The 22,766-nt window shown below is 59.6% G+C and carries 23 protein-coding genes; 4 read left to right on the plus strand and 19 right to left on the minus strand.

What is annotated here, in order from left to right; translation table 11 throughout:
* Positions 1-31 precede the first annotated feature (31 nt).
* Complete coding sequence (locus tag G6L97_RS21440) at positions 32-403, plus strand: hypothetical protein (protein ID WP_019566989.1); 372 nt, start codon at positions 32-34, stop codon at positions 401-403.
* Positions 404-595: 192 nt separating this feature from the next.
* Here G6L97_RS21440 and G6L97_RS21445 read toward each other — a convergent pair whose 3' ends face one another.
* The 5 genes from G6L97_RS21445 to G6L97_RS21465 all read right to left on the minus strand — a co-directional run bounded on the left by G6L97_RS21445 (position 596) and on the right by G6L97_RS21465 (position 7,587).
* Positions 596-2,329: a M14 family metallopeptidase gene (locus G6L97_RS21445; RefSeq protein ID WP_060642793.1), complete on the minus strand. Its 1,734-nt coding sequence runs from the start codon at positions 2,327-2,329 to the stop codon at positions 596-598.
* 5 nt (positions 2,330-2,334) lie between these two features.
* Positions 2,335-3,183 carry an ABC transporter permease gene (locus tag G6L97_RS21450; protein ID WP_004430999.1) on the minus strand — a complete coding sequence of 283 codons (849 nt, stop codon included), beginning with the start codon at positions 3,181-3,183 and terminating at the stop codon, positions 2,335-2,337.
* Positions 3,184-3,189: 6 nt separating this feature from the next.
* On the minus strand, positions 3,190-4,113 hold the full coding sequence (locus G6L97_RS21455; protein WP_174003691.1) for an ABC transporter permease: 924 nt from the start codon (positions 4,111-4,113) through the stop codon (positions 3,190-3,192).
* Positions 4,114-4,189: 76 nt separating this feature from the next.
* Positions 4,190-5,725 (minus strand): ABC transporter substrate-binding protein, encoded by a 1,536-nt coding sequence (locus tag G6L97_RS21460; RefSeq protein ID WP_004431003.1) that lies wholly within the window; start codon positions 5,723-5,725, stop codon positions 4,190-4,192.
* A gap of 41 nt (positions 5,726-5,766) precedes the next feature.
* A complete protein-coding gene (locus tag G6L97_RS21465) occupies positions 5,767-7,587 on the minus strand; it encodes an ABC transporter ATP-binding protein (protein ID WP_060642658.1) in 1,821 nt (606 codons plus the stop codon).
* 523 nt (positions 7,588-8,110) lie between these two features.
* On the opposite strand from G6L97_RS21465, the gene G6L97_RS21470 reads away from it, so the two are divergent.
* The gene (locus G6L97_RS21470) at positions 8,111-8,404 is read left to right on the plus strand and encodes a putative quinol monooxygenase (protein ID WP_174003693.1); all 294 of its coding nucleotides are present in this window, start codon (positions 8,111-8,113) and stop codon (positions 8,402-8,404) included.
* 82 nt (positions 8,405-8,486) lie between these two features.
* On the opposite strand, the gene G6L97_RS21475 is transcribed toward G6L97_RS21470, so the two are convergent.
* Positions 8,487-10,388 carry a bifunctional sugar phosphate isomerase/epimerase/4-hydroxyphenylpyruvate dioxygenase family protein gene (locus G6L97_RS21475; RefSeq protein WP_174003867.1) on the minus strand — a complete coding sequence of 634 codons (1,902 nt, stop codon included), beginning with the start codon at positions 10,386-10,388 and terminating at the stop codon, positions 8,487-8,489.
* A 121-nt stretch (positions 10,389-10,509) separates the two neighbouring features.
* On the opposite strand from G6L97_RS21475, the gene G6L97_RS21480 reads away from it, so the two are divergent.
* Positions 10,510-11,205, plus strand: a complete 696-nt coding sequence (locus G6L97_RS21480; protein ID WP_004431011.1) for a TetR/AcrR family transcriptional regulator — start codon at positions 10,510-10,512, stop codon at positions 11,203-11,205.
* On the opposite strand, the gene aroQ is transcribed toward G6L97_RS21480, so the two are convergent.
* The 12 genes from aroQ to pcaD all read right to left on the minus strand — a co-directional run bounded on the left by aroQ (position 11,177) and on the right by pcaD (position 20,469).
* Positions 11,177-11,620 (minus strand): type II 3-dehydroquinate dehydratase, encoded by a 444-nt coding sequence (aroQ, locus tag G6L97_RS21485; RefSeq protein WP_004431014.1) that lies wholly within the window; start codon positions 11,618-11,620, stop codon positions 11,177-11,179. The genes G6L97_RS21480 and aroQ overlap by 29 nt on opposite strands.
* A complete protein-coding gene (locus G6L97_RS21490; protein WP_019566995.1) occupies positions 11,617-12,504 on the minus strand; it encodes a shikimate dehydrogenase in 888 nt (295 codons plus the stop codon). Before G6L97_RS21490 ends, aroQ begins: the two co-directional genes overlap by 4 nt.
* A 58-nt stretch (positions 12,505-12,562) precedes the next feature.
* The gene (locus G6L97_RS21495; RefSeq protein WP_004431018.1) at positions 12,563-13,324 is read right to left on the minus strand and encodes an amino acid ABC transporter ATP-binding protein; all 762 of its coding nucleotides are present in this window, start codon (positions 13,322-13,324) and stop codon (positions 12,563-12,565) included.
* A gap of 29 nt (positions 13,325-13,353) precedes the next feature.
* The gene (locus tag G6L97_RS21500) at positions 13,354-14,193 is read right to left on the minus strand and encodes a transporter substrate-binding domain-containing protein (RefSeq protein ID WP_004431020.1); all 840 of its coding nucleotides are present in this window, start codon (positions 14,191-14,193) and stop codon (positions 13,354-13,356) included.
* 34 nt (positions 14,194-14,227) lie between these two features.
* Positions 14,228-15,064: a transporter substrate-binding domain-containing protein gene (locus G6L97_RS21505; RefSeq protein ID WP_004431022.1), complete on the minus strand. Its 837-nt coding sequence runs from the start codon at positions 15,062-15,064 to the stop codon at positions 14,228-14,230.
* Positions 15,065-15,107: 43 nt separating this feature from the next.
* The gene (locus G6L97_RS21510; RefSeq protein ID WP_004431025.1) at positions 15,108-15,758 is read right to left on the minus strand and encodes an amino acid ABC transporter permease; all 651 of its coding nucleotides are present in this window, start codon (positions 15,756-15,758) and stop codon (positions 15,108-15,110) included.
* Positions 15,759-15,768: 10 nt separating this feature from the next.
* The gene (locus G6L97_RS21515) at positions 15,769-16,437 is read right to left on the minus strand and encodes an amino acid ABC transporter permease (RefSeq protein WP_004431026.1); all 669 of its coding nucleotides are present in this window, start codon (positions 16,435-16,437) and stop codon (positions 15,769-15,771) included.
* Between the two features lie 368 nt (positions 16,438-16,805).
* A complete protein-coding gene (locus G6L97_RS21520) occupies positions 16,806-17,867 on the minus strand; it encodes a 3-carboxy-cis,cis-muconate cycloisomerase (RefSeq protein WP_019566998.1) in 1,062 nt (353 codons plus the stop codon).
* Between the two features lie 18 nt (positions 17,868-17,885).
* Entirely contained in the window at positions 17,886-18,506 is a 621-nt protein-coding gene (gene pcaG, locus G6L97_RS21525) for a protocatechuate 3,4-dioxygenase subunit alpha (RefSeq protein ID WP_025595017.1), read from the minus strand.
* A gap of 2 nt (positions 18,507-18,508) precedes the next feature.
* Positions 18,509-19,249, minus strand: a complete 741-nt coding sequence (pcaH, locus tag G6L97_RS21530; RefSeq protein ID WP_060642656.1) for a protocatechuate 3,4-dioxygenase subunit beta — start codon at positions 19,247-19,249, stop codon at positions 18,509-18,511.
* A complete protein-coding gene (gene pcaC / locus G6L97_RS21535) occupies positions 19,246-19,668 on the minus strand; it encodes a 4-carboxymuconolactone decarboxylase (RefSeq protein ID WP_112286088.1) in 423 nt (140 codons plus the stop codon). The genes pcaH and pcaC overlap by 4 nt, the downstream gene beginning before the upstream one ends.
* A 3-nt stretch (positions 19,669-19,671) precedes the next feature.
* On the minus strand, positions 19,672-20,469 hold the full coding sequence (pcaD, locus tag G6L97_RS21540) for a 3-oxoadipate enol-lactonase (RefSeq protein ID WP_112959397.1): 798 nt from the start codon (positions 20,467-20,469) through the stop codon (positions 19,672-19,674).
* 95 nt (positions 20,470-20,564) lie between these two features.
* On the opposite strand from pcaD, the gene pcaQ reads away from it, so the two are divergent.
* Complete coding sequence (pcaQ, locus tag G6L97_RS21545) at positions 20,565-21,506, plus strand: pca operon transcription factor PcaQ (protein ID WP_019567002.1); 942 nt, start codon at positions 20,565-20,567, stop codon at positions 21,504-21,506.
* Here the strand turns inward: pcaQ and pobA are convergent.
* Positions 21,503-22,675, minus strand: coding sequence for a 4-hydroxybenzoate 3-monooxygenase (gene pobA, locus G6L97_RS21550; protein WP_112959398.1), 1,173 nt, complete (start codon positions 22,673-22,675; stop codon positions 21,503-21,505). The genes pcaQ and pobA overlap by 4 nt on opposite strands.
* Between the last annotated feature and the right edge of the window lie 91 nt (positions 22,676-22,766).

Genomic DNA, 22,766 nt, shown 5'->3' on the forward strand with positions numbered 1-22,766 from the left:
AAGCATATTTTGAATTTCATTTGGTGTCTTGATGGGCGAATACCAGAATAAAGCCGTTGATCTTATGCGGAATCGCGTTGGCGACAGTATACTCAACAACAAGATCGAGCGCCGCGAAGCTTTTCTCCGCAAGGCGCTGGCGCTGTATCACGTCATGGGCGGCGAGGCGGATGGCATGCGCGCCGCGGTGGAAGATGTTGTGCACCTGCCGAAGCCGAGCGTCGATGTCGCTGTTGGCGACGTGATGCATGAACTGGCAGCAATCGGTCACGTCGCCGATCTCGATATTATTCAGGCCGGATATAACAAACTCGATGCCGCCAATCTGCATATTTTGAGCAAGGGCAAGCGGCTTTTGCAGAAGCAGCAGGAAAAGAAGCTTGCCGCCACGGCTGAGAAGTAAGCCGTACAAGGCAACTGAGGGTGATGACAAAGCTCCCTCACACCCGGCGTCATCGCTGGATTGCCCCAAGGATCCAATCACGTCCAACTAGACCAAGACGTTGCAGCTGCTCCGGACAAGTCCAAGCATGACGGACGAGGGCTTCGGGACTTCGTCATCATTCTGAGGCCCCCAATCGGGGGCGCTTCAAAATCAGGCAACGTCCGCGACGAAAATATCCTGCCAGGCGTCGTAAGCGGAAAGAACCGTTTCCATCTGCGCCGTGTGGCCGGTGATGAAGTCATCGCCGTAGATCGTCTCATCAGGATATTCGGTAATCAGCGTCATCGGCACTGTGTGGCGGTCGTCGATGGACGACAGGCACGGGAAACCGTTGATGATGCGGAAACCGGTTTCACCGGCGTGAATCTCATAAAGCGCGATCTGGCGGTTGTTGTAATCCAGCAGGCCCGGAATGGCGCCGAGATGGCGGGTAACCCGGTCGAGCAGGGCTTCCGCCTGCTTTTCCCAATCCGCATGGTGGCGGATGATGAGGAAGAAACCCTTCGGCAGGGTCCACATGGCGAAATTGCGCGGCACATAACCGGAAAGCGGACGGGTCCATTCGTGCGAGGGATAACCGTGCAGGTTCACATGCAGGCTCGCGCCGCTCATCTCCTGCGCGCTGAAACGGATTGCCTTCTCGTTGAGATGGACGCCCGAATTTTCCCGCGTGCGATATTCGAGATCGTCGCCGAGCGCCGTGTACCGCGCCGCATGGTGCATGTGGCGTGGATTGTCGGCGCGCAGCCGCTGGTGCAGGGCATAACCATCGGGGTTTTCCAGCGGCGAAATGGTGAAATGCGCGCCCTGTCTTTCCGCAAGTTTGCAGGCGGCGCGGACGGCGCCAACGATGCCGGTGGTTTCATTGGGATGCTGGCCGCCGCTGATCATCACGGCGGCATCGCTGCCCGCGACATAACGGGCGGCAAGAACGCGGCCCGACCGCGAGCGGGCCTCGAACGCCTCGCCGTCGATCTCGGCAAGCATACGCGCGATCTGACCCGCCGCCACCGGTTCGCGGGCCTCGTCGATCCGCTGTTCGCCGCCATCCAGGAAAGCGGTGGTGAGTGCACGGGTCTCGATACGGACCGAAACGTCGCCGTTGCTTTTGACGACTTCCGGAACGATCTGGCCGGGTTTCAGGCCGCGGTCGCCCAGCGGCCGGCCGGACTTCTTCTGGAAGAATTCGAGGAGGGAGAAATAGAAATCCTCATGCAGCGCTTCACGCAGGCTGACCACCTCTTCCCCGACCGGCAGCGCCATGTCTTCGGACGGGTGCGTGACGCGGATGTTCAATTCCTCGAAATAGGGTTCTTCATCGCCCCAGCCGTGATTGGCAACGGCATTGATTGCCGCTTCGAAAAGCTGCTCGTAATCCGTCTCCAGCCGCTCGCCCGTAGCGTCACCGGCCGGACGGAACCAGCCGGTTGGCGAGACATTGGTTTCGCCGACGATATCGGTATGAACCCGGTTGGGAGCGAGAACCTTCAGGGTTTCCTTCTTGCCGTTGCGGCTCAGCGTAACGTCATAATGAAGGGCGTCGTCGTCGCGGGCGATAAAATCGATCTTCGCGTCGCCGGCTAGTGCCGCCAGCGGATAGGCCTCCAGCCGGAAACGATTGGCGGGTGCATTGGCGTGCACCGGGTAATGCACCTCGATGGCATCGACGCCACCAAGATTGATCTCTTCCAGAAAGGTGAAGAGAAGTGGCTTGTAGGCGCTGCGGATGCGGGCACTGACGCCTTTTTTCTTCAGCCTTTCTTCGGCCTCGCGGCGGCTTTTGGCGTCATCGAACGTCCATGCCTCGAAGGACTGGCCGGGCGCGGCATTGGCGAGAAGCACATCCAGAGTACGCTTGAAGGTCTGGTCGAAAATCTGGCTCATCACGATCACCTTGAGGTTCTGCCGGTGGGGTCGAGGCTGTCGCGCAGCCAGTCACCGAGAAGGTTGAGGCCAAGCACGGTCAGAAGGATGGCAAGACCGGGGAAGACGCTGACCCACCATGCCGTCTGCAGATAGGTGCGGCCATCCGCCAGCATGCCGCCCCAGCTCGGAATGGTCGGATCGACACCGAGGCCGAGGAAGGTGAGGCTGCTTTCCAGCAGGATGTTGTTGGCGACGTTGAGCGTCATCAGCACGATGACCGGGCCGATCAGGTTCGGCAGAAGGTGCTGGAGGATGATGCGCCAGTCCTTCACGCCAATGGCGCGGGCGGACAGGATGAATTCCCGTTCGCGCAGCGTCAGCACCGAGCCGCGCACCAGACGGGCATATTGTACCCATTGCGAGACGATCAGGAGGATGATGGTGTTGGTGAGGCTGCCGCCAACAATTGCGATGAAGGTGATCGCCAAGAGAATGAAGGGCATGGCGAGCTGGATATCGGCAAAGCGCATGACCAGCATGTCCCAGAAGCCGCGATAATAACCGGCGACCAGGCCGACGATCACGCCGAAGACCACGGCCCCGATGACCGAGGTGAAACCGACGAGCAGCGAAATCTTGCCGCCGGCCACGACACGGGCCAGTACGTCACGGCCGAGCGGATCGGTGCCGAGCGGATGGGCGGCGCTAGTGAAGGGCTTGGCAAGGCGCGCCATCAGGTCGATCTTTTCGGCACCGCCCGGAAACAGCACGTCGGAAAGAAGAACGGCAAGGCAGATGACGACGGTAAGCAGGGCGCCGAGGATGAATTCGAGATTGTTGAAGCGCGACAGGCGCGAGGTTTTGGCAGCCATCGTCAGTTACTCCGTGCGGATGCGCGGATCGACCAGCCCGTAGGCGATATCGACCAGAAGGTTGATGCCGACGATCATCAGCGACAGCACGGTGATGACGGCCTGAAGCACGGGATAGTCGCGCGCGCCCACCGCATCGAAGGCGAGCGTGCCGAGACCCGGCCAGTTGAAGACGCGCTCGATGACGACGATGCCGCCGAGAAGTCCGCCGAATTGCAGGCCGAAATAGGTAATCAGCGGAATGGCGCAGTTACGCAGCGTATGCTTGTAAAGCACCTTGTTTTCGCTGAGGCCCTTGGCGCGCGCCACCATGACATATTGCGAGCGCAGCGTATCGAGCATCGCCGTGCGCACCAGACGCACATTGGTAGCCGTCAGGATAACGCCCATGGTGACCGATGGCATGATGTAGCTTGCAAAGCCGCCCATGCCGCTTGGCGGCAGCCAGCCGAGCGTGATGGAGAAAAGCAGCACCAGCATGGTGGCCAGCCAGAAATTGGGGAAGGACAGGCCGACGAGCGAGAAGATACGGATCACCTGATCGGCCGTCTTGCCGCGCGAGGTCGCGGCCTTGATGCCGAGCGGAATGGAAAGCGCAATCGACACCGCCATGGAGATGAAGGCGAGAAGCAGCGTGGCGGGCAGGGCATCGGCGATGAGCCGCGATACCGGCGTGCTGCCGGTGAAGCTGCGGCCGAAATCGAGCGTAACCAGGCCTTTCAGGAAGCTGAAATATTGCACGAAGAACGGCCGGTCGGTTCCAAGCGCCGCACGAATGCGCGCCAGATCGTCTTCCGTCATGCTGCCGCCGCCCTGGAACATGGTGACAGCCGGATCGCCCGTCAGGCGGATGGCGAAGGAAACGAGAAGGGTGATGGCGATGACGACGAAAATCGCCTGCAGCAATCGCTTGATGAGGAAACCGGCCACGTTTTTTACCTTGAAGAGAGACCCGACCTTGCCCGCGGGATGGCGGGCAAGGCGCTTTTTGGGAGGATAAGCCTGATTATTCGACGGTGACGTCGGTCAGCTTCAGGCGGTTATCCGGCGGTGCCACGAAACCCTTGACCCGCTTGTTGATGCCGTAAATGGCATTGGTGTTGTAAAGCGGAATTTCCAGCGCGCGCTCGGCGGCATAGGCGCCGACTTGCTTGAGGATCTTTTCGCGCTCGGCTCGGTCAGTCAGCGGGCGCTGCGATTCCAGCAGCTTGTCCAGCTTCTCGTCCTTGTCGTAAGGATTCCACTTTTCACCCGAGTGGTACATGGAATAGGCTGTGTTGTCGTAATCGAAGGTCCAGCCGCCCCACTTCTGCTGGAACATGGCGCCGGTCTTGCCCTGCGGGATGATGTCGTTCAGGAGCACGTTGGTCTCATAGGGCTTGATGGTGGCGGTGATGCCGACCATGGACAGATAGCTGGAGATGACCTGCGCGACTTCGTTCATCGTCGCATCGTTGCCTCTGATATCGATCTGCAGTGCCGCACCCGGCTTGACGCCGGCTTCCGCGAGCAGCTTCTTTGCGCCTTCCGGATCATAAGGCAGCGGCTTCAGATCGGCGTCGTAACCGAAGGACAGCGCGCTCTGGAAGCTGGCGATTTCCGAGGCCTGACCGGCAAGGATCGACTTGACGATCGTGCCGCGATCAACGGCCATGATGATGGCCTTGCGCACCTTGGGATCAGCGGTGATGCCGTCACGAGTGTTGAAACGCAGCGCATCCACCGTCGGGCCTGGAACGCTGACGATCTCCAGCTTGGAATCGCCTTCGATGACCGGGATCATGCCGATCGGGATGGTGGGCGGAATGACGAGATCGACGCGGCCGGCCTGCAATTCGGCAACCGCAGTCGCCGGCTCGGCGATGAAGCGGAATTCCAGTTCGGAGAGCTTTGGTGCGCCGCCCCAGTAATCCGGGTTGGCTTCAAGCTTGATGTTGGTCTTCGGCGCATAGGAGACGAATTTGAACGCGCCGGTGCCGACCGGGTTGAGGTTGAAATTATCCTCACCCTTTTCCTGAATGTATTTCGGCGGCACGATCATGCCGCCATAACCGGCAAGCTTGGTCAGAAGCACCGGATCGGGCGCCTTGAGCTTCATGTCGACGGTGTAGTCGTCAATGACGTCGACGCTTTCGATGGCGACATAGTTGGAGCGCTGCGGGCCCTTGGCACCCTGTTCGCCGAGAAGGCGCTCGAAGGTGAACTTGACGGCGGCGGCGTTGAAGGGCTCGCCATTATGGAACTTGACGTTCTGGCGCAGCTTGAAGCGGATGCGCTTGCCTTCATCAAGCTCTTCCCAGGATTCGGCAAGGCCGGGCACAAGTTTCAGGTCCGGACCGCGATAGGTCAGGCCATCGAAGATGTTGGTGGCGACAGCTGCCCATTGCACCAGGAAGGTGTCGATCGGATCCCAGCTGCCGGGGTCCTGCGGGCTGGAAATGGTCATCTTGCCAGCGGCGAAAGCCGGCGCTGCGGTGAAGGCCGTGCCGGCCAGCGCAAGCGCGACGAACGTTGCCGTCATCCCCTTTTTGATTTTTGTCATCTACCTGTTCCTCTTCAGATGGTTACGGTTTTGGTTATTGTTCAGGCACTCTTCGCGATGAAGTGGCCTGGATTGATTTCCTCATGGGCGAGAATGGCGGGCTCATCGCCGACGCGGCGCACGGGATTGGGAATTTCGCCCTCGATCATGGCGATGCGGCGCTCGATCAGGGGATCGGCAACCGGCACTGCGGAAAGCAGCCGGCGCGTATAATCATGCGTGGGCGTTTCGAAGACCTGCTGGCGGCTGCCCATTTCCATGATCTGGCCGAGATAAAGCACCGCGACGCGGTGGCTCATCTTTTCCACCACCGCCATGTCATGGCTGATGAACAGGTAAGCAAGACCACGTTCCGCTTGCAAATCCATGAACAGATTGATGATCTGCGCCTGGATGGAGACATCGAGCGCCGACAGCGCTTCGTCGGCGATAATGAGCTTAGGATCGGAGGCGAGCGCGCGGGCAATGCAGACACGCTGCCGCTGGCCGCCCGAAAACTCGTGCGGATACCGCGATGCATGTTCCGAACTCAGACCCACCCGTTCCAGCAGCTCATCCACCCGGCGGCGCACCGCCTTGGCATCGTTGATCAGGCTGTGGGTGTTGATTGGTTCGGCGATCGAGAAGCCTACCGTCTTGCGCGGATCGAGCGAGGCGAAGGGGTCCTGGAAGATATATTGCACTTCCTGCCGCATGCGGAAACGTTCCGCCGCCGACATCTCAGAATAGCTGCGGCCGTTGAAGGATATTTCGCCTGATACCGCCGATTGCAGCTGCTGGATTGTGCGGCCGATGGTGGATTTGCCCGAACCGGATTCACCGACCAGCGCCAGTGTCTCCCCGGCGTGGATGTCGAAGCTGACCTTCTGCACGGCGCTGCAACGGTGCGTCGCCTTGCCGAACAGGTTCTTGCGAATATCGAAGCGAACGAACAGGTCGCGAACCGAAAGCAGCGGCTTCTCATCGTATTTTGCGGTGTTCTGCACCCGTTCCTCGCCCACCACGACCGGCTGGCCATCCTGCAGGACGGTGAGCGGAAGGCGCTTGGGAAACTCTTCGCCGGTCATGCTGCCGAGGCGCGGAACGGCGGAAAGCAGCGCCCGCGTATAGGGATGCTGCGGATTGGCGAAGATGTCCTTGACCGGGCCTTCCTCAACCTTCCTGCCTTTCCACATCACGACGACGTCATCGGCCATTTCCGCCACCACGCCCATGTCATGGGTGATGAAGACCATGCCCATGCCGAGCTTCTTTTGCAGGTCGCGCATGATGTTGAGGATCTGCGCCTGAATGGTGACATCAAGTGCCGTCGTCGGTTCGTCGGCGATCAGCAGCTTCGGCCGACAGGCAAGCGCCATGGCAATCATCACGCGCTGGCGCATGCCGCCGGAAAGCTGATGCGGATAACGGTGCAGAAGCTCGGCCGCATCCGGCAATCGCACCATGTCGAGCAACTTTTTTGCCTCGGCCATGGCCGCCGCCTTGCCCATTTTCTCGTGCAGGACAAGCACTTCGCAGATCTGGTCACCGATGGTGAAGACCGGGTTCAGCGACGTCATCGGCTCCTGGAAGATCATGGCGATCTCCTTGCCGCGGATCGACCGCATTTCCTTCTGCGATGCCTTCAGCAGATCCTTGCCTTCGAACATGATGCGACCGGCGGGGTAAGTCGCGCCCATCATATCCGCAAGACGCATGGTCGAGAGCGACGTGACCGATTTGCCCGATCCGGATTCGCCGACGATCGCCACCGTCCTGCCGGCTTCCACGGCAAAGGAAATATCGTCCACGACGCGGCTGTCGCCGAACTCAACGCTCAGGTTTTCAACCGAGAGGAGGGCGTTGCGGTTTGCGGCAGTCATGTCAGCGTCTCCGGCTTGGCATGCGCGGCAATGCCGGCGCGGCCATCTGAAATAGTGAGGGGGCAAGGGCGTGGGGCAGGCGCGCGGGATGAAACGCTGTGCCGGAGGATGGGAGTGTCAAAAAGAAAGCGCATGGCGTTTCAGGCGCGATGTAGATTGGCTGCTGCCGGTCGATACGGAAATTGCGACCTGGTCGAAGTGCTACGGGCGACCTCACCGGTGCCGGTAAAATGCCTGTTGCCAGTCTCAGAATCGATGATGCGCATGAACTTGTATTCCCCACCCCTTGTTTTACAAAAAAGCTAACAAAACAGGACAATCATGTCCAGAGTGTTGAACAATTTTTGTATACTGCTCTACAAATACGCAAGTGCATTTATTTTGGGCGCGGGTGTGCCGAAGGGCCGGACCCCGATTAAGGGATGTTTTTAGTCTGTATTGAGGATGTATCGATTTCAGTGGTTGTGGGTGCCGCTGCCCGTGATACAGGCCGGACGAAGACCATTGAAAAAGGATACCGGGTATGACGAATAGAACGGGTGCGGTCAGGCTATCCGGCTTCCTGCGTTGTGCATCGGTGCGGGATGTCCAACTTGTAGAAAGCCACCTACCCGATCACATTCGCCTGACCAGAGCGGAGCCGGGCTGTATTTCTTTTGAGGTATCGCAGACCGAAGACCCCCTGATCTGGAGGGTGGAAGAGCTTTTTGTGGACCGCGCTGCTTTCGATTTTCATCAGCAGCGCACGCGCGCATCTAAGTGGTTTGTTGCCACCTCCGCCATTCCACGGGACTATGAGATAGTGACGCTGGCGTAAATAAAGACAGGGGCCGCAGCGGCATTCCTGCTGGCTGCGACCTGTTTGGATTTTTGAAGCACCAGTGGACTGGTGTCTGCGCCTATTCCTTCGGCATGCCGATCGGTGGCGCAAGACGCCGCTGCGCAGCGATGCGGAAGGGGGCGTTCATCGCGCCATATCCGCCGTAGGCACGGCGCCTTTCGACGATTTCGAAGAAGAACCCTTCGCCGAAGGTGCGGCTGTAGATCTGGAAATATTCGCCGTTGTCGTCCCTGTCGTAGAGGATGCTTGCTTCCCGGAGTGCGTCGGAGAATTCCGGTTCCAGCCCGAAGCGGGCCTCCAGATCGTCATAATAATTGCGCGAGATCGGCAGGGCGTGAAAGCCGCGCGCATGCAGAGCCTTGGCGGTGGCGAAGATATCGTCCGTGGCGAACGCGATGTGCTGGATGCTGGTGCCGAAACCTTCCGCCAGAAATTTGCCGGCGAAGGTCTTTCGGTTGTCGGCGCCGTTCATGGTCAGGCGGAAACGCGGGGAGGGCACGCTTTCTATGGCCTGGCTGCGCACCAGACCGCCGGGATCGACCACATCCACCATCGGCGTGCGGCGCGTTGAAAACAGCGATGTGTAAAACAGAAGCCAGGTCAGCATTTCATCGTAATGCGTTGTTTGCGCAAGATGGTCGATGCGGGTCAGTCCGGTATTGCCTGCCGGTGCCGTCGCATCTACCGGTGCGAATTCATTGTCCCAGATGGAGGCGAGCGCCGTGGACCCGTCGAGGAAATAGATGACGCCATTGCCCACGCCCTGAATGGCTGGAACCGCGACTTCGCCGGATTTGCGCGGTTCGGCGAATGTCGGCGCGCCCAGCGCTGCCGCACGCGCAAGCGCTGCCTGCGCATCATCGACCTTCAGGCCGAATGCATAGGCATTGGTGCCGTGGATGGAGTAGGATGCACCGGCGAAACTCTCACCGGTACCGCCGGTATTGATGACGATGCGAATGTCGCCCTGCGTATAGAGATCGACATCGCGATTGCGGTGCCTCGCGGTTTTATCAAAACCGAGTGTGGCGAGCAGCGCTTCCAGATTGGCCTTTTCCTCCGGCGCCGTTGTGAACTCGACAAACTCCACGCCTTCCGTCTGCACCCGCTCAGGCATGGCGGGCGCCTCGATGCGGATGTCGGGCTCCAGACGGCGCACCTGATCCATGAGGTTGATGAGCGAACGATGGCCGTCCTCAGCCAGCAGGCGCGCCGAGCCACCGCGGAACTGGTCGTTGAAGATTTCGAGCGACAGCGGGCCGCTATAACCGGTTGCCGCGACAGCGCGCATGAAATCCACCACCGGCAGATCGCCTTCGCCGGGCATGTTGCGGAAATGGCGGCTCCAGTACAACAGGTCCATGTCTATCAGCGGTGCGTCGGCCAATTGCACGATGAAGATCTTGTCGCCGGGAATGGAGCGGATGGAGTTGGGATCGATCTTGCGCGACAGCGTGTGGAAGCTGTCGAGGATGATACCGACATTGGGGTGATCGGCGCGGCGCACCACTTCCCACGCATCGCGATGATCGCTGATGTGCCGGCCCCAGGCCAGGGCCTCGTAACCCACGCGAACACCATGCCTGGCCGCAAGTTCGCCAAGCTCATGGAAATCGGCGGCGGCGCGGTCTATGCCACCCAGCGACACCGGCGAGACATTCGAGCAGATCAGCATCAGATCGGTCCCGAGTTCGCCCATGATGTCGAATTTACGCCCTGCGCGCTCGAAGGCGCGGGCGCGGTGCGGTTCCGGCATGCCTTCGAAATCGCGGAACGGCTGGAAAAGCGTGATATCCAGCCCATGATCCGCCGCAAGGGCCTTCACCTCGCGCGGCGAGGCGTCGTAGGTCAGGAAATCGTTCTCGAAAATCTCCACACCCGTGAAGCCGGCCTTGGCAATGGCCGCCAGTTTCTCCGGGAATTCGCCGCTGATGGAGACGGTGGCGATGGAAGTACGCATTGGCACGCCCTGTTTGCCTGTGTCATAGCTCGCCATATTGCGTTCCTTTTCAGCGTTATGTACTAATTGGTTAATAATAGGGGTGCGGCGGCAAGCCGTATACCCTGCTGATGGATGGATCATGACAAAAAGCGCAACTTCGAACGGCACCAGCGAAACCCGGCAGGCGAAGCGCGATCCGGAAGGCGTGCGCCGAGACATTCTTTCCGTTGCGATGGAGGAGTTTTCGCAAAACGGCCTGTCGGGGGCGCGCATCGACGAGATCGCCGCCCGCACGCGCACGTCCAAGCGGATGATCTATTATTATTTTACCGACAAGGAAGGGCTTTACCAGCGCGTTCTTGAAGAAGCCTATGCCAAGGTGCGTGGCGGCGAGAGCGATCTGGAGCTGGATGGTCTGGAGCCGGTTGCGGCGCTCGAAAAGCTCTGTCGGTTCACCTTCGATCACCATCGCCGCAACCCGGCTTTCATCCGCATGGTGATGATCGAGAACATTCATCACGGCCGGCACATGCAATCGTCCGGAACGATCCGCCAGCTCAACCGGCCGGCCATCGATGCCCTGGAAAGCGTGCTGCTGCGCGGCCAGAAGAGCGGCATTTTCCGCAACGGCATCAACGCGCTGGAACTGCACTGGCAGATCAGCGCGCTGTCCTTTTTCAACGTCTCGAACGTCGCAACCTTCTCTTTCATCTTCGGCGACGGGCTGTTTACCGAGAAGGGTCAGCAAACATTGTCGCATCACGTCAGCGACATGGTGTTGCGATATGTGCTGAGCCCGGACCATATCACGAAGATCGGGAAAGACGGCCGATGAGGTGGCTGAGCGCCACCCCGTAACCTTCGATGCCGAGACCGGCGATCACGCCTTCGGCGCGCGTCGAGATATAGGAATGGTGGCGGAAGATCTCCCGTTTGTGGATGTTGGAAATGTGAACCTCGATCACTGGTGCCTCGAAGGTGTTGAGTGCATCGAGGATCGCCACCGAGGTATGGGTAAAGGCACCGGGATTGATGACGATGCCTGCCGATGTGCCGCGCGCCGCATGGATCCAGTCGATCAGCTCGTATTCCCGGTTGCTCTGGGCAAAGAATATCTCGTGGCCCGCCGCCTCGGCAATCGCGCGGCAATTGGCCTCCACATCGGCCATCGTTTCGTAGCCGTAGATTTCCGGCTGGCGTTGGCCGAGCAGGTTGAGGTTCGGTCCGTTAAGTATGGTGAAAAGGCTCACGCCACACCCTCTTTCGTGCAAATTTCGGTAAAATGTGCCGTCATGCGCTCGGCATCAGGTTCACGGCCGCAGAACAGCCGAAACGCGCCAACAGCCTGAAACACCGTCATGCCGCCGCCGGGCAGGGTGCGACAGCCTTTTTGGGCCGCCGTCGCAAGAAGCTCGGTCACCAGCGGCATATAAACGATATCGGCCACCCAGTGCCGTTGTTCAAGGAGGTCGGCCTTGACCGGCATGCCGGGATGGGCGGGCATGCCCATCGGTGTGGCGTGGATCAACCCATCCGCGAAGGGCAGGGAATCTGCCGGGTCTTTCACGGCAAAGGCGTGGCCTTCGCCAAAACGGGCGTTGAGTTCGGCAGCCAGATGATCTGCGCGGCTGAAATCGCGGTCGCAGATATCGAGATGGGTAATGCCGAGTTTCAGCGCCGCATGGGCCACCGCAACGCCTGCACCACCAGCACCGACCAGCAGCGCCCGGTCGCGTTTCGCATCCGGCAGGCCGCGCATGAAGCTTTCGTAAAATCCGTACCAGTCCGTATTGTGCCCAATGCGACGTCCGTCCTTGAAGACGACGGTGTTGACCGCGCCGAGCATGCGGGCATCATCAGACAATTCATGCAGGTGCGGAAGTACCGCCTGCTTGAATGGATGGGTAATGTTGGTGCCAGCAAAGCCGCGCGATTCCAGCTCATTGAGCAGATCGGGAAGCGCGCTTTCCGGCAGCTTGCGCGCCACGACATCGACAAGCTCATAGGAATAATCGAGGCCGTGGGCAGCCCCTTCGCGCATGTGCAGCGCGGGAGATTTGGAAAGCTGGATGTCGGCGCCAATCAGGCCGACCTTGAAGGATTTGGTGTCTGTCATGTTCAGGTCATCGCTCATCGAACGTGGTGGGAGAGGCGGGGGTCATCCCCGCCTGCCTGTCGGCTCCGGGTGAGCCTCAGTGATGGGCGAGAATTTCGCCGAGGAATGTGCGGGTACGCTGGTGCTTGGGATCGCGGAAGAACTCGTCCGGCGGGCCTTCCTCGATGATTTCGCCTTCCGACATGAAGACCACACGGTCGGCAACCTGCCGGGCAAAGCCCATTTCATGGGTCACGCAGATCATCGTCATGCCGTCGCGGGCAAGACCGATCATCGTGTCGAGCACTTCCTTGACCATTTCCGGATCAAGCGCCGAAGTCGGCTCATCGAACAGCATGGCTTTTGGCTCCATGCAGAGCGCGCGGGCAATCGCTGCGCGTTGCTGCTGGCCGCCGGAAAGCTGCGCCGGATATTTATCGGCCTGATTGAGAATGCGCACGCGCTCCAGATATTTGCGCGCGGTCGCTTCCGCATCGGCTTTCGACAGGCCCTTCACCCGCATGGGCGCCAGGGTGCAGTTTTCCATGATGGTCTTGTGCGGGAAGAGATTGAAGCTCTGGAACACCATGCCCACTTCACGGCGAACCGCATCGATGGCGCGGGTCGAATCCGAAAGCGTGGTTCCCTCGACCGTGATCTTGCCCTCCTGGATTTCTTCCAGATGGTTGATGCAGCGGATAAGGGTGGATTTTCCTGAACCCGACGGGCCGCAAAGAACGATTTTTTCGCCTTTGCGAACCGTCATGTTGACGCCTTTCAGCGCATGGAAGGCTCCATACCACTTTCCAACCCCTTCAAGGGCGATCAGCGGAGCCTGTGCGGCGGAGGATTGCGACATGGAACTTTCCTTCATGCTGGGAAGCAGCGTTAGTTAACGGTGTAGGGAATGTCAGGAAGCGAGGCCGGGAAGTCCGGAACCGGGCGCTTCATCCATTTGGCATAGACTTTTGCGAGCTCGCCATTGGCCTTGGCTTTGTCGAGCCAAGCGTTGAGTGCCTCGTTCCAGTCCTTTTCACCGGGGCGTGTGGCGGCGCTGTTGTAGAGGGTCACGAGGTCGAACTTTACCTCGTAATCCTTGCCGCCAGCGGCTGCGAGACGGTCACCATAAAACTGGTTGCCGCCGATTGCCTCGATCTGGCCCGACAGGATCGCCTGAATGGTGGCGGCGTCATCGTCGAAACGCAGAATTTTTGCCTTGGTACCGGCACCTGCGGTCAAAGCCGTGTCCATCGGACTGGATTTCGGCGCGCCGACGGTCATTCCCGTGAGATCGTCGAAGTTGGCGATCTTCTTGTCCTTGGTGGCATAGACCGACATGACGTTATGCGCGTAAGGCTGCGCATATTGTACGTTTTTCGCGCGTTCCGGCGTCATCCCCATCGACGCGAACAGGGCATCGACCTTTCCGGTGCGAAGCGACGGGATGCGGTTGGCGACTGCAAGCGGTACGAACTCCACTTTCAGTCCAAGATAGTCCGCAAACCCGCGGGCCAAATCCGCATCATAACCTTCCTGAACACCAGAGGAATTTATGAAGCCCCAGGGCGCGTTGTCGCCCTGAATGCCGATGATGATCTTGCCGCTGGACTTTGCTTCTTCAAGTGTTCTGGCTTCTGCGCCTGCGGGTGTGAGGATTGGCAGCAAAGCTGCTGCCAATCCGACGGCGATGGCTGTTCGCCAACGCGTCTGTCTGTTAAAGATTCCCATTGGTTACTCCTCCCAATCCAGCCTCTTCCGGTCTTCACTTCACTGTGAAAGGAATATCCGGCAGGCTTTCCGGGAAAGCGGGAACTTCGCGCTTCATCCACTTGTCGTAGATCTTGGCAAGCTGACCATCCGACTTGATCTTGTCGAGGAAGGCGTTGACGGTCTCGTTCCAGTCCTTTTCACCCGGACGGGTGCCGGCGCCGTTGTAAAGCGTCGTCAGGTCGAACTTCGGCTCGTATTTGCCGTTGGCAGCCTGATTGAGGCGGTCGCCATAAAACTGGTTGCCACCGACAACCTCGACCTGGCCGGAAATCAGCGCCTGAATGTTGGCGGCATCATCGTCAAAGCGCAGGATCTTGGCCTTGGAGCCTGCACCTGCCGTGATCGCCGTGTCCATGGCGCTGGACTTCGGAACGCCGACGGAGACGCCGGTCAGATCGTCATAGTTGCCGATCTTCTTGTCCTTGGGGCCGTAGACGGAAAGCACGTTACCGGCATAGGGCTTGGAATACTGGATGGTCTTGGCGCGCTCGGCGGTCATTCCCATGGTTGCGAACAGCAGGTCGACCTTGCCCGTCAGAAGGGCCGGAATGCGGTTTGCCACGGCAAGCGGTACGAATTCGACCTTGACGCCGAGATATTCGGCAAACGCCTTGCCGATATCGGCATCGAGGCCGTCCTGAACGCCGCTCGAATTGACGAAGCCCCATGGCGAATTGTCGCCCTGAATGCCGATTACGACCTTGCCCTTGGCCTTGGCCTCATCCACCGTGCCGGCGAAGGCGTCGACCGGTGCGATAAAGGGCAGGGCGACCGTTGCTGCGGCGAGCGCGAGCAGGGTGCGACGTGAGAATTTACCGTTGGATTTCATCTTTTGCTCCTCCTTACAAAGCTTGATGACATGTTGATGGGTATTAGCGGGAAGCGGCTTGCATCCGCTTTTCTACACTGGCGCCCCACAGGGAAAGCGGCCAGCAGATCAGGAAATACATGATGCCGACGATGGCAAAGACCGTCAGCGGACGGAACGTCTGGTTGGAGACGATCTGGCCGGCGCGGGACAGTTCGACGAAGCCGACAATGGCGGCAAGCGACGTGCCCTTGATGAGCTGCACCAGAAAACCGATGGTGGCGGGCAGCGAAATCTTGAAGGCCTGCGGCAGAACCACGTCCTTCATTCGCGACACGTAGTGCAGGCCAAGCGCGTTGGCGGCTTCGGTCTGACCCTTCGGCACAGCCTGGATGCCACCGCGCCAGATTTCACCCAGAAAGGCGCTGGCATGCAGGGTGAATGCGATGGCGACCGCAATCCAGGCATCCACATTCAGGCCCGCAAGCGCCACGCCGTAATAAACGACGAAAAGCTGCATCAGGAGCGGGGTGCCCTGGAAAATCGCGATGAAGCCGGTGCTGGCGCGCTGGATCGCCGGGGTTTCGGCAACGCGGCCAAGCGCGACGCAAAGGCCGAAAATGCCGCCGCCGATGAAGCCGATCAGTGTCAGCGCAAGGGTCCATTTCAGGCCCTGCAGCAGGAAGAACAATTCGTTGGAACCGATGGATGCCATTGTCTTTTCCTCACTTGACCGGATAGCTGAACGATGTGCGGGAGATAAGGGAAAATACCCCCATCATCAGCGAGGAAATGACCAGATAAAGCAGCGTGATCGAGAAATAGACCTCAAAGGAGCGGAAGGTGTCCGCTTCGATCTGCTGGGCCACCGAGGTCAGCTCGTAAGCCGCAATCGAGGTACAGACCGAAGTGGTCAGCGTCAGCATGATGAACTGGCTGGTGAGTGACGGATAGACTGCGCGAAGCGCCGGTTTCAGAATGATGTGCCGGAAGATCTGCGCCCGGTGCAGGCCAAGCGCCAATCCCGCCTCAACCTGGCCCTTGGGAATGGAATCGACGCCGCCGCGAATGATTTCAATGGCATAGGCGCCGCCGTTCAACGCAAGCGCAATGATGGCCGTGACCGTGGGGTTAAGCTTGATGCCGATTTGCGGCAGGGCGAAGAAGATGAAGAATATCTGCACCAGAAACGGCGTGTTGCGAATGGCTTCCACGAACCCGATGACCAGACCGCGCAGCAGCTTGAAGCGCGAGCGGCGGGCCACGACGCCGAGAACCCCGATGACGGTGGCAAGCGACATGCCGGCGATTGCAAGGCCGATCGTTGCAAGACAGGCCAGAAGCAGCTCGGGCAGACGGTCTATGACCGCCGAAAAATCGAGACTGTAAGACATATTTCCTCCCAACCCGTTCGGGTCCGAACAGACGTTTCGCCTTGTTCGCATCGCTTTGGAAAGCCTGTGGCTCCAAAGCCCTCCGTTTGTTTTTACCGTGCCGGGGAAGCTCCACACTTCTGTGCCAGCATAGCGTTAACCTGAATGTTTGTACCAGTTAGTTCAATTTTGTGTCAAGCGCCAACTCCGGTTAGAAACAGCTTAAAGATCACTTTTTCTTCATTCATCTTGTTCAAGAAAGTCGTTTTTTATCAACGACTAATGTGACTAATGGCAAGCGTTTTCATCGCACGCCCGCGCCATTCCCATCTCGCTGGCAAAAGCGCCCGAAGGCCGCTCAGTCCTCGCGAAAATCTGTCATTCCTTCTTTATTCTTCGCTTGCTCCCAGCCGGTCGATCTGCCCCGCGAGGCGCTCGGCGATCAGGAGTGAGGACCCCGTTGCCGTCACCATTTGCGGCAGCGACAGCCATTCGAGCATCCAGCCCGCGCCCGAACGTTCCTGTTCGTGAACGAGAGACTGGTGCAATGCCGAAATCTGCACGGCGTTGAAGCGTGCCAGCGTCACCAGCGTTTCCGCATTGACCGGGTTCTGCTTGTGCGGCATCGCCGAGGAACCACCCCCGCCGCTCATGCGAATTTCGGCGCCGACTTCGGCCAGAAGCGCGATATCCTGCCCGAACTTGCCAAGCGTGCCGGTGACGAGCGACAGCAGATTGGCAAGCTCGGCGATACCGTCGCGCTGGCTGTGCCACTGCGGCCTGTCAGAAAGGCCGAGGCGCTTTGCGAGATCGGCGCGGACAGTGCCGGCATTGTCGCCGAGCTTTTCCAGCGTGCCGGCCGCGCCGCCGAACTGGACGGCAAAACCGTGCTGCAAAAACGTGTCGATCCGAACCAGATGCCGTTCCAGCGGATCGATCCAGCTTGCCACCCTGTCGCCGACCGTGATGGCGATGGCGGCCTGCATGCGGGTATATCCCGTCAGCGGGTTGCTGCCATCGCGGGCCGCAATATCACCCAGCGTATCGATGAGGCGGCCGAGCCGTGCCGCGATGATTTCCGCTGCCGCCTTCAGCCGGAGCATCAGGCTGGTATCGATGACATCCTGGCTGGTGGCGCCGAAATGCAGCTTTTCCGCCGCAGTACCGGCAACCGCCGCCCGCATCTGCCGGACAAGTTCCGGCACCACAACGCCGTCCTTGGCGACGCCATGCCGAAGCGCGGTGGTATCGGCGGCAAAATCGGAAAGGCGGGAGACGATCGCATCCGCCGCATCCGCTTCAATGACGCCCGCCCCGGCTTGCGCCTGCGCCAGCGCCGTCTCGAAACGGATCATGGCATCGATATCCGCTCTGGCCGAAAACAGCTCAACGATTTCGCTGTCGCCAAAAAGGCCGGAGAGAAACGGATGTTCGAAGGGGGAAAGGCTCATCTCAGGTTACGGCTCCGCTCAGATATCAAAAAACACGGTTTCGCCCTCGCCCTGAAGGCGGATATCGAAACGATAGATGTTTCCTTCCTCCTTTTTGGCGACAAGGGTGGCGATGCGGCTTTTCTGCTCGACGCGGGCAAGGACCGGATCGGCGGCATTGGCCTCCTGCTCCTCGGGAAAATACATGCGGGTTTGCAGGCCGATATTGATACCGCGCGCCACGATCCAGAAAGTGATGTGCGGCGCCATCCACCGGCCGTCGCGGAAGGGCACCTTGCCGGGCTTGATGGTGTCGAATATGAATTCGCCGGTATCCATGTCGCCGGGCGAGCGGCCCCAGCCGGTGAAATTCGGATCCGCCTTGCCGCGTGTTTCGCTGGGGCTGTTGTAATAACCGTCCGTATCCGCCTGCCAGATTTCGATCAGGGCGTCTTTCAGCGGCATGCCAGCGCCGTCGTAGACCGTGCCACGCACGCTTATGCGTTCGCCGCGAGCCTTGTCGTTATAGAGCGCGCCGGAGCCCAGGTCCTTTTCGAACACGCCCTCGATGCCAACGAAATTGGGGGTGCAGCCGATATGGACATATGGACCTGCCGTCTGCGACGCTGATTCCTTGAGATAACCGAGCGGCTGGACCATGATCAGTTGCCTTCCTTGCGATTTTCGAAAAACGTGGAGCGGCGGCCGCGAAGCACGATGTCGAACTTGTATGCCAGCATGTCCATGGGAATGTTTGAATTCATATCCAGCGGCGCGATCAGCCGCTTGATCGCATCCTCGTCCGGGATGGTTTTGACGATCGGACATTTCCAGATCAGCGGATCGCCTTCGAAATACATCTGGGTTATCAGCCGCTGGGCAAAACCGTGGCCGAAGACCGAGAAGTGGATATGGGCAGGCCGCCAGTCGTTGACGCCGTTCGGCCAGGGGTAAGCGCCAGGCTGGATGGTCTTGAACCAGTAATAACCGTTCTCATCCGTGATCGTGCGGCCGACGCCGCCAAAATTCGGATCGATGGCGGCGAGATAGGTTTCCTTCTTGTGGCGATACCGCCCGCCGGCATTGGCCTGCCAGAATTCCACGAGCGCACCGTCCACGCCGCGGCCGCGCTCGTCCAGCACCCGGCCGTGGACCAGAATACGCGGGCCAATCGGCATTTCGCCAGGGCGGGCATAATTGAGGATCAGGTCGTTATCCAGCTCGTTCAGCAGGCTGTGGCCGAAAACCGGCCCGGTGATCTCGCTTTTGGTGCCTTCCAGCGAAATCAGGGCGCGCTGCGGAGAACGCAGGACAGAGGTCTTGTACCAGGGAGCATAGGCTAGCGGATGAATGTCGCGGTCGCGTGCGAAGAACGGCCCGGTTTCGGGCTTTGTATTACTCATTTCGTCTCCTCCTCGTCGCGGGAAGTATCGGCTTTCATGCCGGCCAGAGCAAGCTTGGCGGTCTTGAAAGCGTGGTTGGCGGCGGGAACGCCGGCATAGATTGCGACATGCAGCAGCGCTTCGCGAATATCCGCTTCGGTGGCGCCGGTATTGGCGGTGGCGCGCACATGCATGGCAAGTTCCTCGTCCTGACCGAGTGCGGCAAGCAAGGCGATGGTGACAATCGAGCGCTCGCGCTTCGTCCAGTGGTTACCGGACCACACCGTGCCCCAGGCCGCTTCGGTGATGAGCTGCTGAAACGGCTGATCGAACCCCGTCGTCACCGTCTGCGCGCGGTCAACATGCGCGTCACCGAGCACGGCGCGGCGCGTTTTCATGCCCTGCTCAAATCTCTCGTTCTTGTCGATATTGTCCGCCATCTGTCAGTGCTCCGGCAAGGTCTTCAGAAAATCACCGACCGCCTGCGCATAGGCGAGCGGTTGTTCAAGGCAAGGAATGTGGCCGCAGCGTGCAATGGTGGCGAGACGGCTTGCGGGAATGAGGTCCGCCAGCGATTGCACCAGTGCTGGCGGTGTCGACCCGTCTTCATCGCCCGCCACGCAGAGCGTCGGAACAGCGATGCGGCCCGCTTCGTGAGTGAAATCGGCATCGCGTATGGCGGCGCAGGTGCCGCTGTAACCGGCATCCGGCTGTTGGGAAAGCATGTTGCGTGCACCCGCATAAACCACGTTGTCCGGCTGGCGAAAGGCTGGTGTGAACCAGCGCTCCATCACCGGATCGATCAGCGAGGCAAGGCCGTCAGCGGCGATCTTGTCGATGCGCGCGTTCCACATCTCGGCGGTGCCGATCCTGTGGGCGGTATTGCTGAGCACAAGGGCACGCACGAGATCGGGACGCCGCGCATAAAGTCCCTGTGCAACCAGTCCACCGACCGACAGACCCCAGATGACCGCATTGTTGACGGAAAGATGATCGAGGATGGCAATCAGGTCGTCCGCGTGATCGTCTATCGAATAGGCAGGGCGGCCGATATCGGACAGGCCATGGCCACGTTTGTCGTGCAGGACGAAAGCATATTTGTCGCCAAGTTCCGCAATCACCGCATGCCAGATACGGAAATCGGTGCCAAGCGAATTGATAAAGGCGATGACCGGCTTGCCGCTTTCCAGTTCGTGCGCACGATAATGGATCGCGTTTTCGCCACAGCGCAGAAAATGCATGATGTACGTCCTCCTGTTGACGATATTGCAAGCACGTTCCGGTTAAGTAAAATGACATTATCGGTGAAAAATATAACCAATGGATTATATGTTCGATGGTCGAGCAGCGTATAAAGTTCCGGCATCTTCAGACCTTCGTGGAGGTGGCGCGCCAGAAAAGCGTCATTCGTGCGGCGGAAATCCTGCATGTCAGCCAGCCGGCGGTAACGAAAACCATCCGCGAACTCGAGGAGATTCTGGGCGTCTCGCTGTTCGACCGCGAGGGGCGCGGCATCCGCATCAGCCGCTATGGCGAGGTGTTCCTGCGCCATGCCGGGGCGACGATGACGGCACTTCGCCATGCGGTCGATTCCGTCTCGCAGGAGGCGGCGCGTGCCGGCCCGCCGGTTCGCGTCGGTGCCTTGCCGACCGTATCGGTGAGGATCATGCCGAAAGCCATGGCGGGATTTCTTTCGGAAAAAACCGGCAGCCCGGTCAAGATCGTCACCGGTGACAATGCCGTTCTTCTGGAGCAATTGCGCGTCGGCGATCTGGATCTCGTCGTCGGGCGCCTGGCTGCGCCGGAAAAGATGGCGGGCTTTTCCTTCGAGCATCTCTATTCCGAAAAGGTGCGGTTCGTCGTGCGCGCCGGCCATCCGCTGCTGTCGCCGGGCATTTCGGTTTTCGATCACCTGCACGAGTTCCCGGTATTGATCCCCACCCGCCAGTCGGTAATCGGTCCCATCGTCGAGCAGTTCCTGATCGCCAATGGGGTGCCGGCCTTGCCGATCCGCATCGAAACGGTATCGGATGCGTTTGGTCGCGCGTTCCTGCGCACCAGTGATGCCGTCTGGATCATTTCGGAAGGCGTGGTCGCAGGCGATGTGGCGGATGGAACTCTGGCGATCCTGCCGGTCGATACCGGCGATACCAGCGGTCCGGTCGGCTTGACGGTGCGGGCCGATACGCAGCCCTCACTGCCGCTGTCGCTACTGATACAGGCCATTCGCGAAGCTGCGCGCGAACTGCTCGACCCGAAGCCCGAAACTGTTTCCTAATAGGGAAGCCCGACATAGTTTTCCGCAAGCGCCGTGGAGGCCGCGCGGGAATTCACGAGGTAATCCAGCTCCGCTTCCTGGATGCGCTGGCCAAATTCGCCGGTATCGGGAAAGCGGTGCATCATTGTCGTCATCCACCAGGAAAAGCGCACGGCCTTCCAGACGCGAGATAGCGCTTTCTGCGAATAGGAATCGATGCCCGCTTCCGACCCTTCACGATAAAATTCGATGAGCGCCTCGCTGAGATAATGCACGTCGCTGGCAGCAAGGTTGAGGCCCTTGGCGCCGGTCGGCGGCACGATGTGGGCGGCGTCGCCCGCCAGAAACAACCGCCCGAAGCGCATCGGTTCGCACACGAAGGACCGAAGCGGTGCAATGGATTTTTCAAACGACGGTCCGGTCACCAGGGCATCGGCGTGGTTTTCCGGCAGGCGGCGGCGGATTTCATCCCAGAAGCGCTCATCGCTCCAGTCCTCCGTCCGGTCTTCCAGCGAACATTGCAGGTAATAGCGGCTGCGCGTGTGCGAGCGCATCGAACAGAGCGCAAAACCACTGGGATGGTTGGCATAGATGAGTTCGTGGCTGACGGGTGGCACTTCGGCCAGAATACCGAGCCAGCCGAAGGGGTATATTTTTTCGAATTCCTTGATCGAGCGCTCAGGCACGGATTTGCGGCTGATGCCGTGAAACCCATCGCATCCGGCAATAAAATCACAATCGATCCGGTGGCTTACGCCGTCTTTCTCATAGGTGACATAGGGGCTGGTACCATCGAAATCATGCGGCTCCACATTCGAGGCTTCATAGATTGTGGTGAGCCCCGCTTTTTCGCGGGCATACATCAGGTCGTGCGTCACCTCCGTCTGACCGTAGACCATTACACGTTTGCCGCCGGTCAGATCGAAGAGGTCGATACGGTGATCGCGCCCGTCAAAGGTCAGCGAGAAACCGTCATGCGGCAGACCTTCCTTGTGCAGGCGTTTGTCGGCGCCAACCTTTTCCAGAAGGTGCACTGTGCCTTCTTCCAGCACCCCGGCGCGGACCCGACCGAGGATGTAGTCCTTGCCGGCCCGGTCGAGAATGACGGTATCGATGCCTTCATTGGCAAGCAGCTGACCAAGCAGCAGACCCGAAGGGCCGGAGCCGATGATGGCGACCTTGGTGCGCATTATTTTCCTCCCGGAATTGTCTCCTGTCAGGAAATTGACCAAAGCGCGCGACAAGCTCAATGGACTTTCTGATCCGTAAATTGCACAATTC

The sequence above is a fragment of the Agrobacterium tumefaciens genome, from assembly GCF_013318015.2.
In the GTDB taxonomy this organism is placed as follows: Bacteria; Pseudomonadota; Alphaproteobacteria; order Rhizobiales; family Rhizobiaceae; genus Agrobacterium; species Agrobacterium tumefaciens.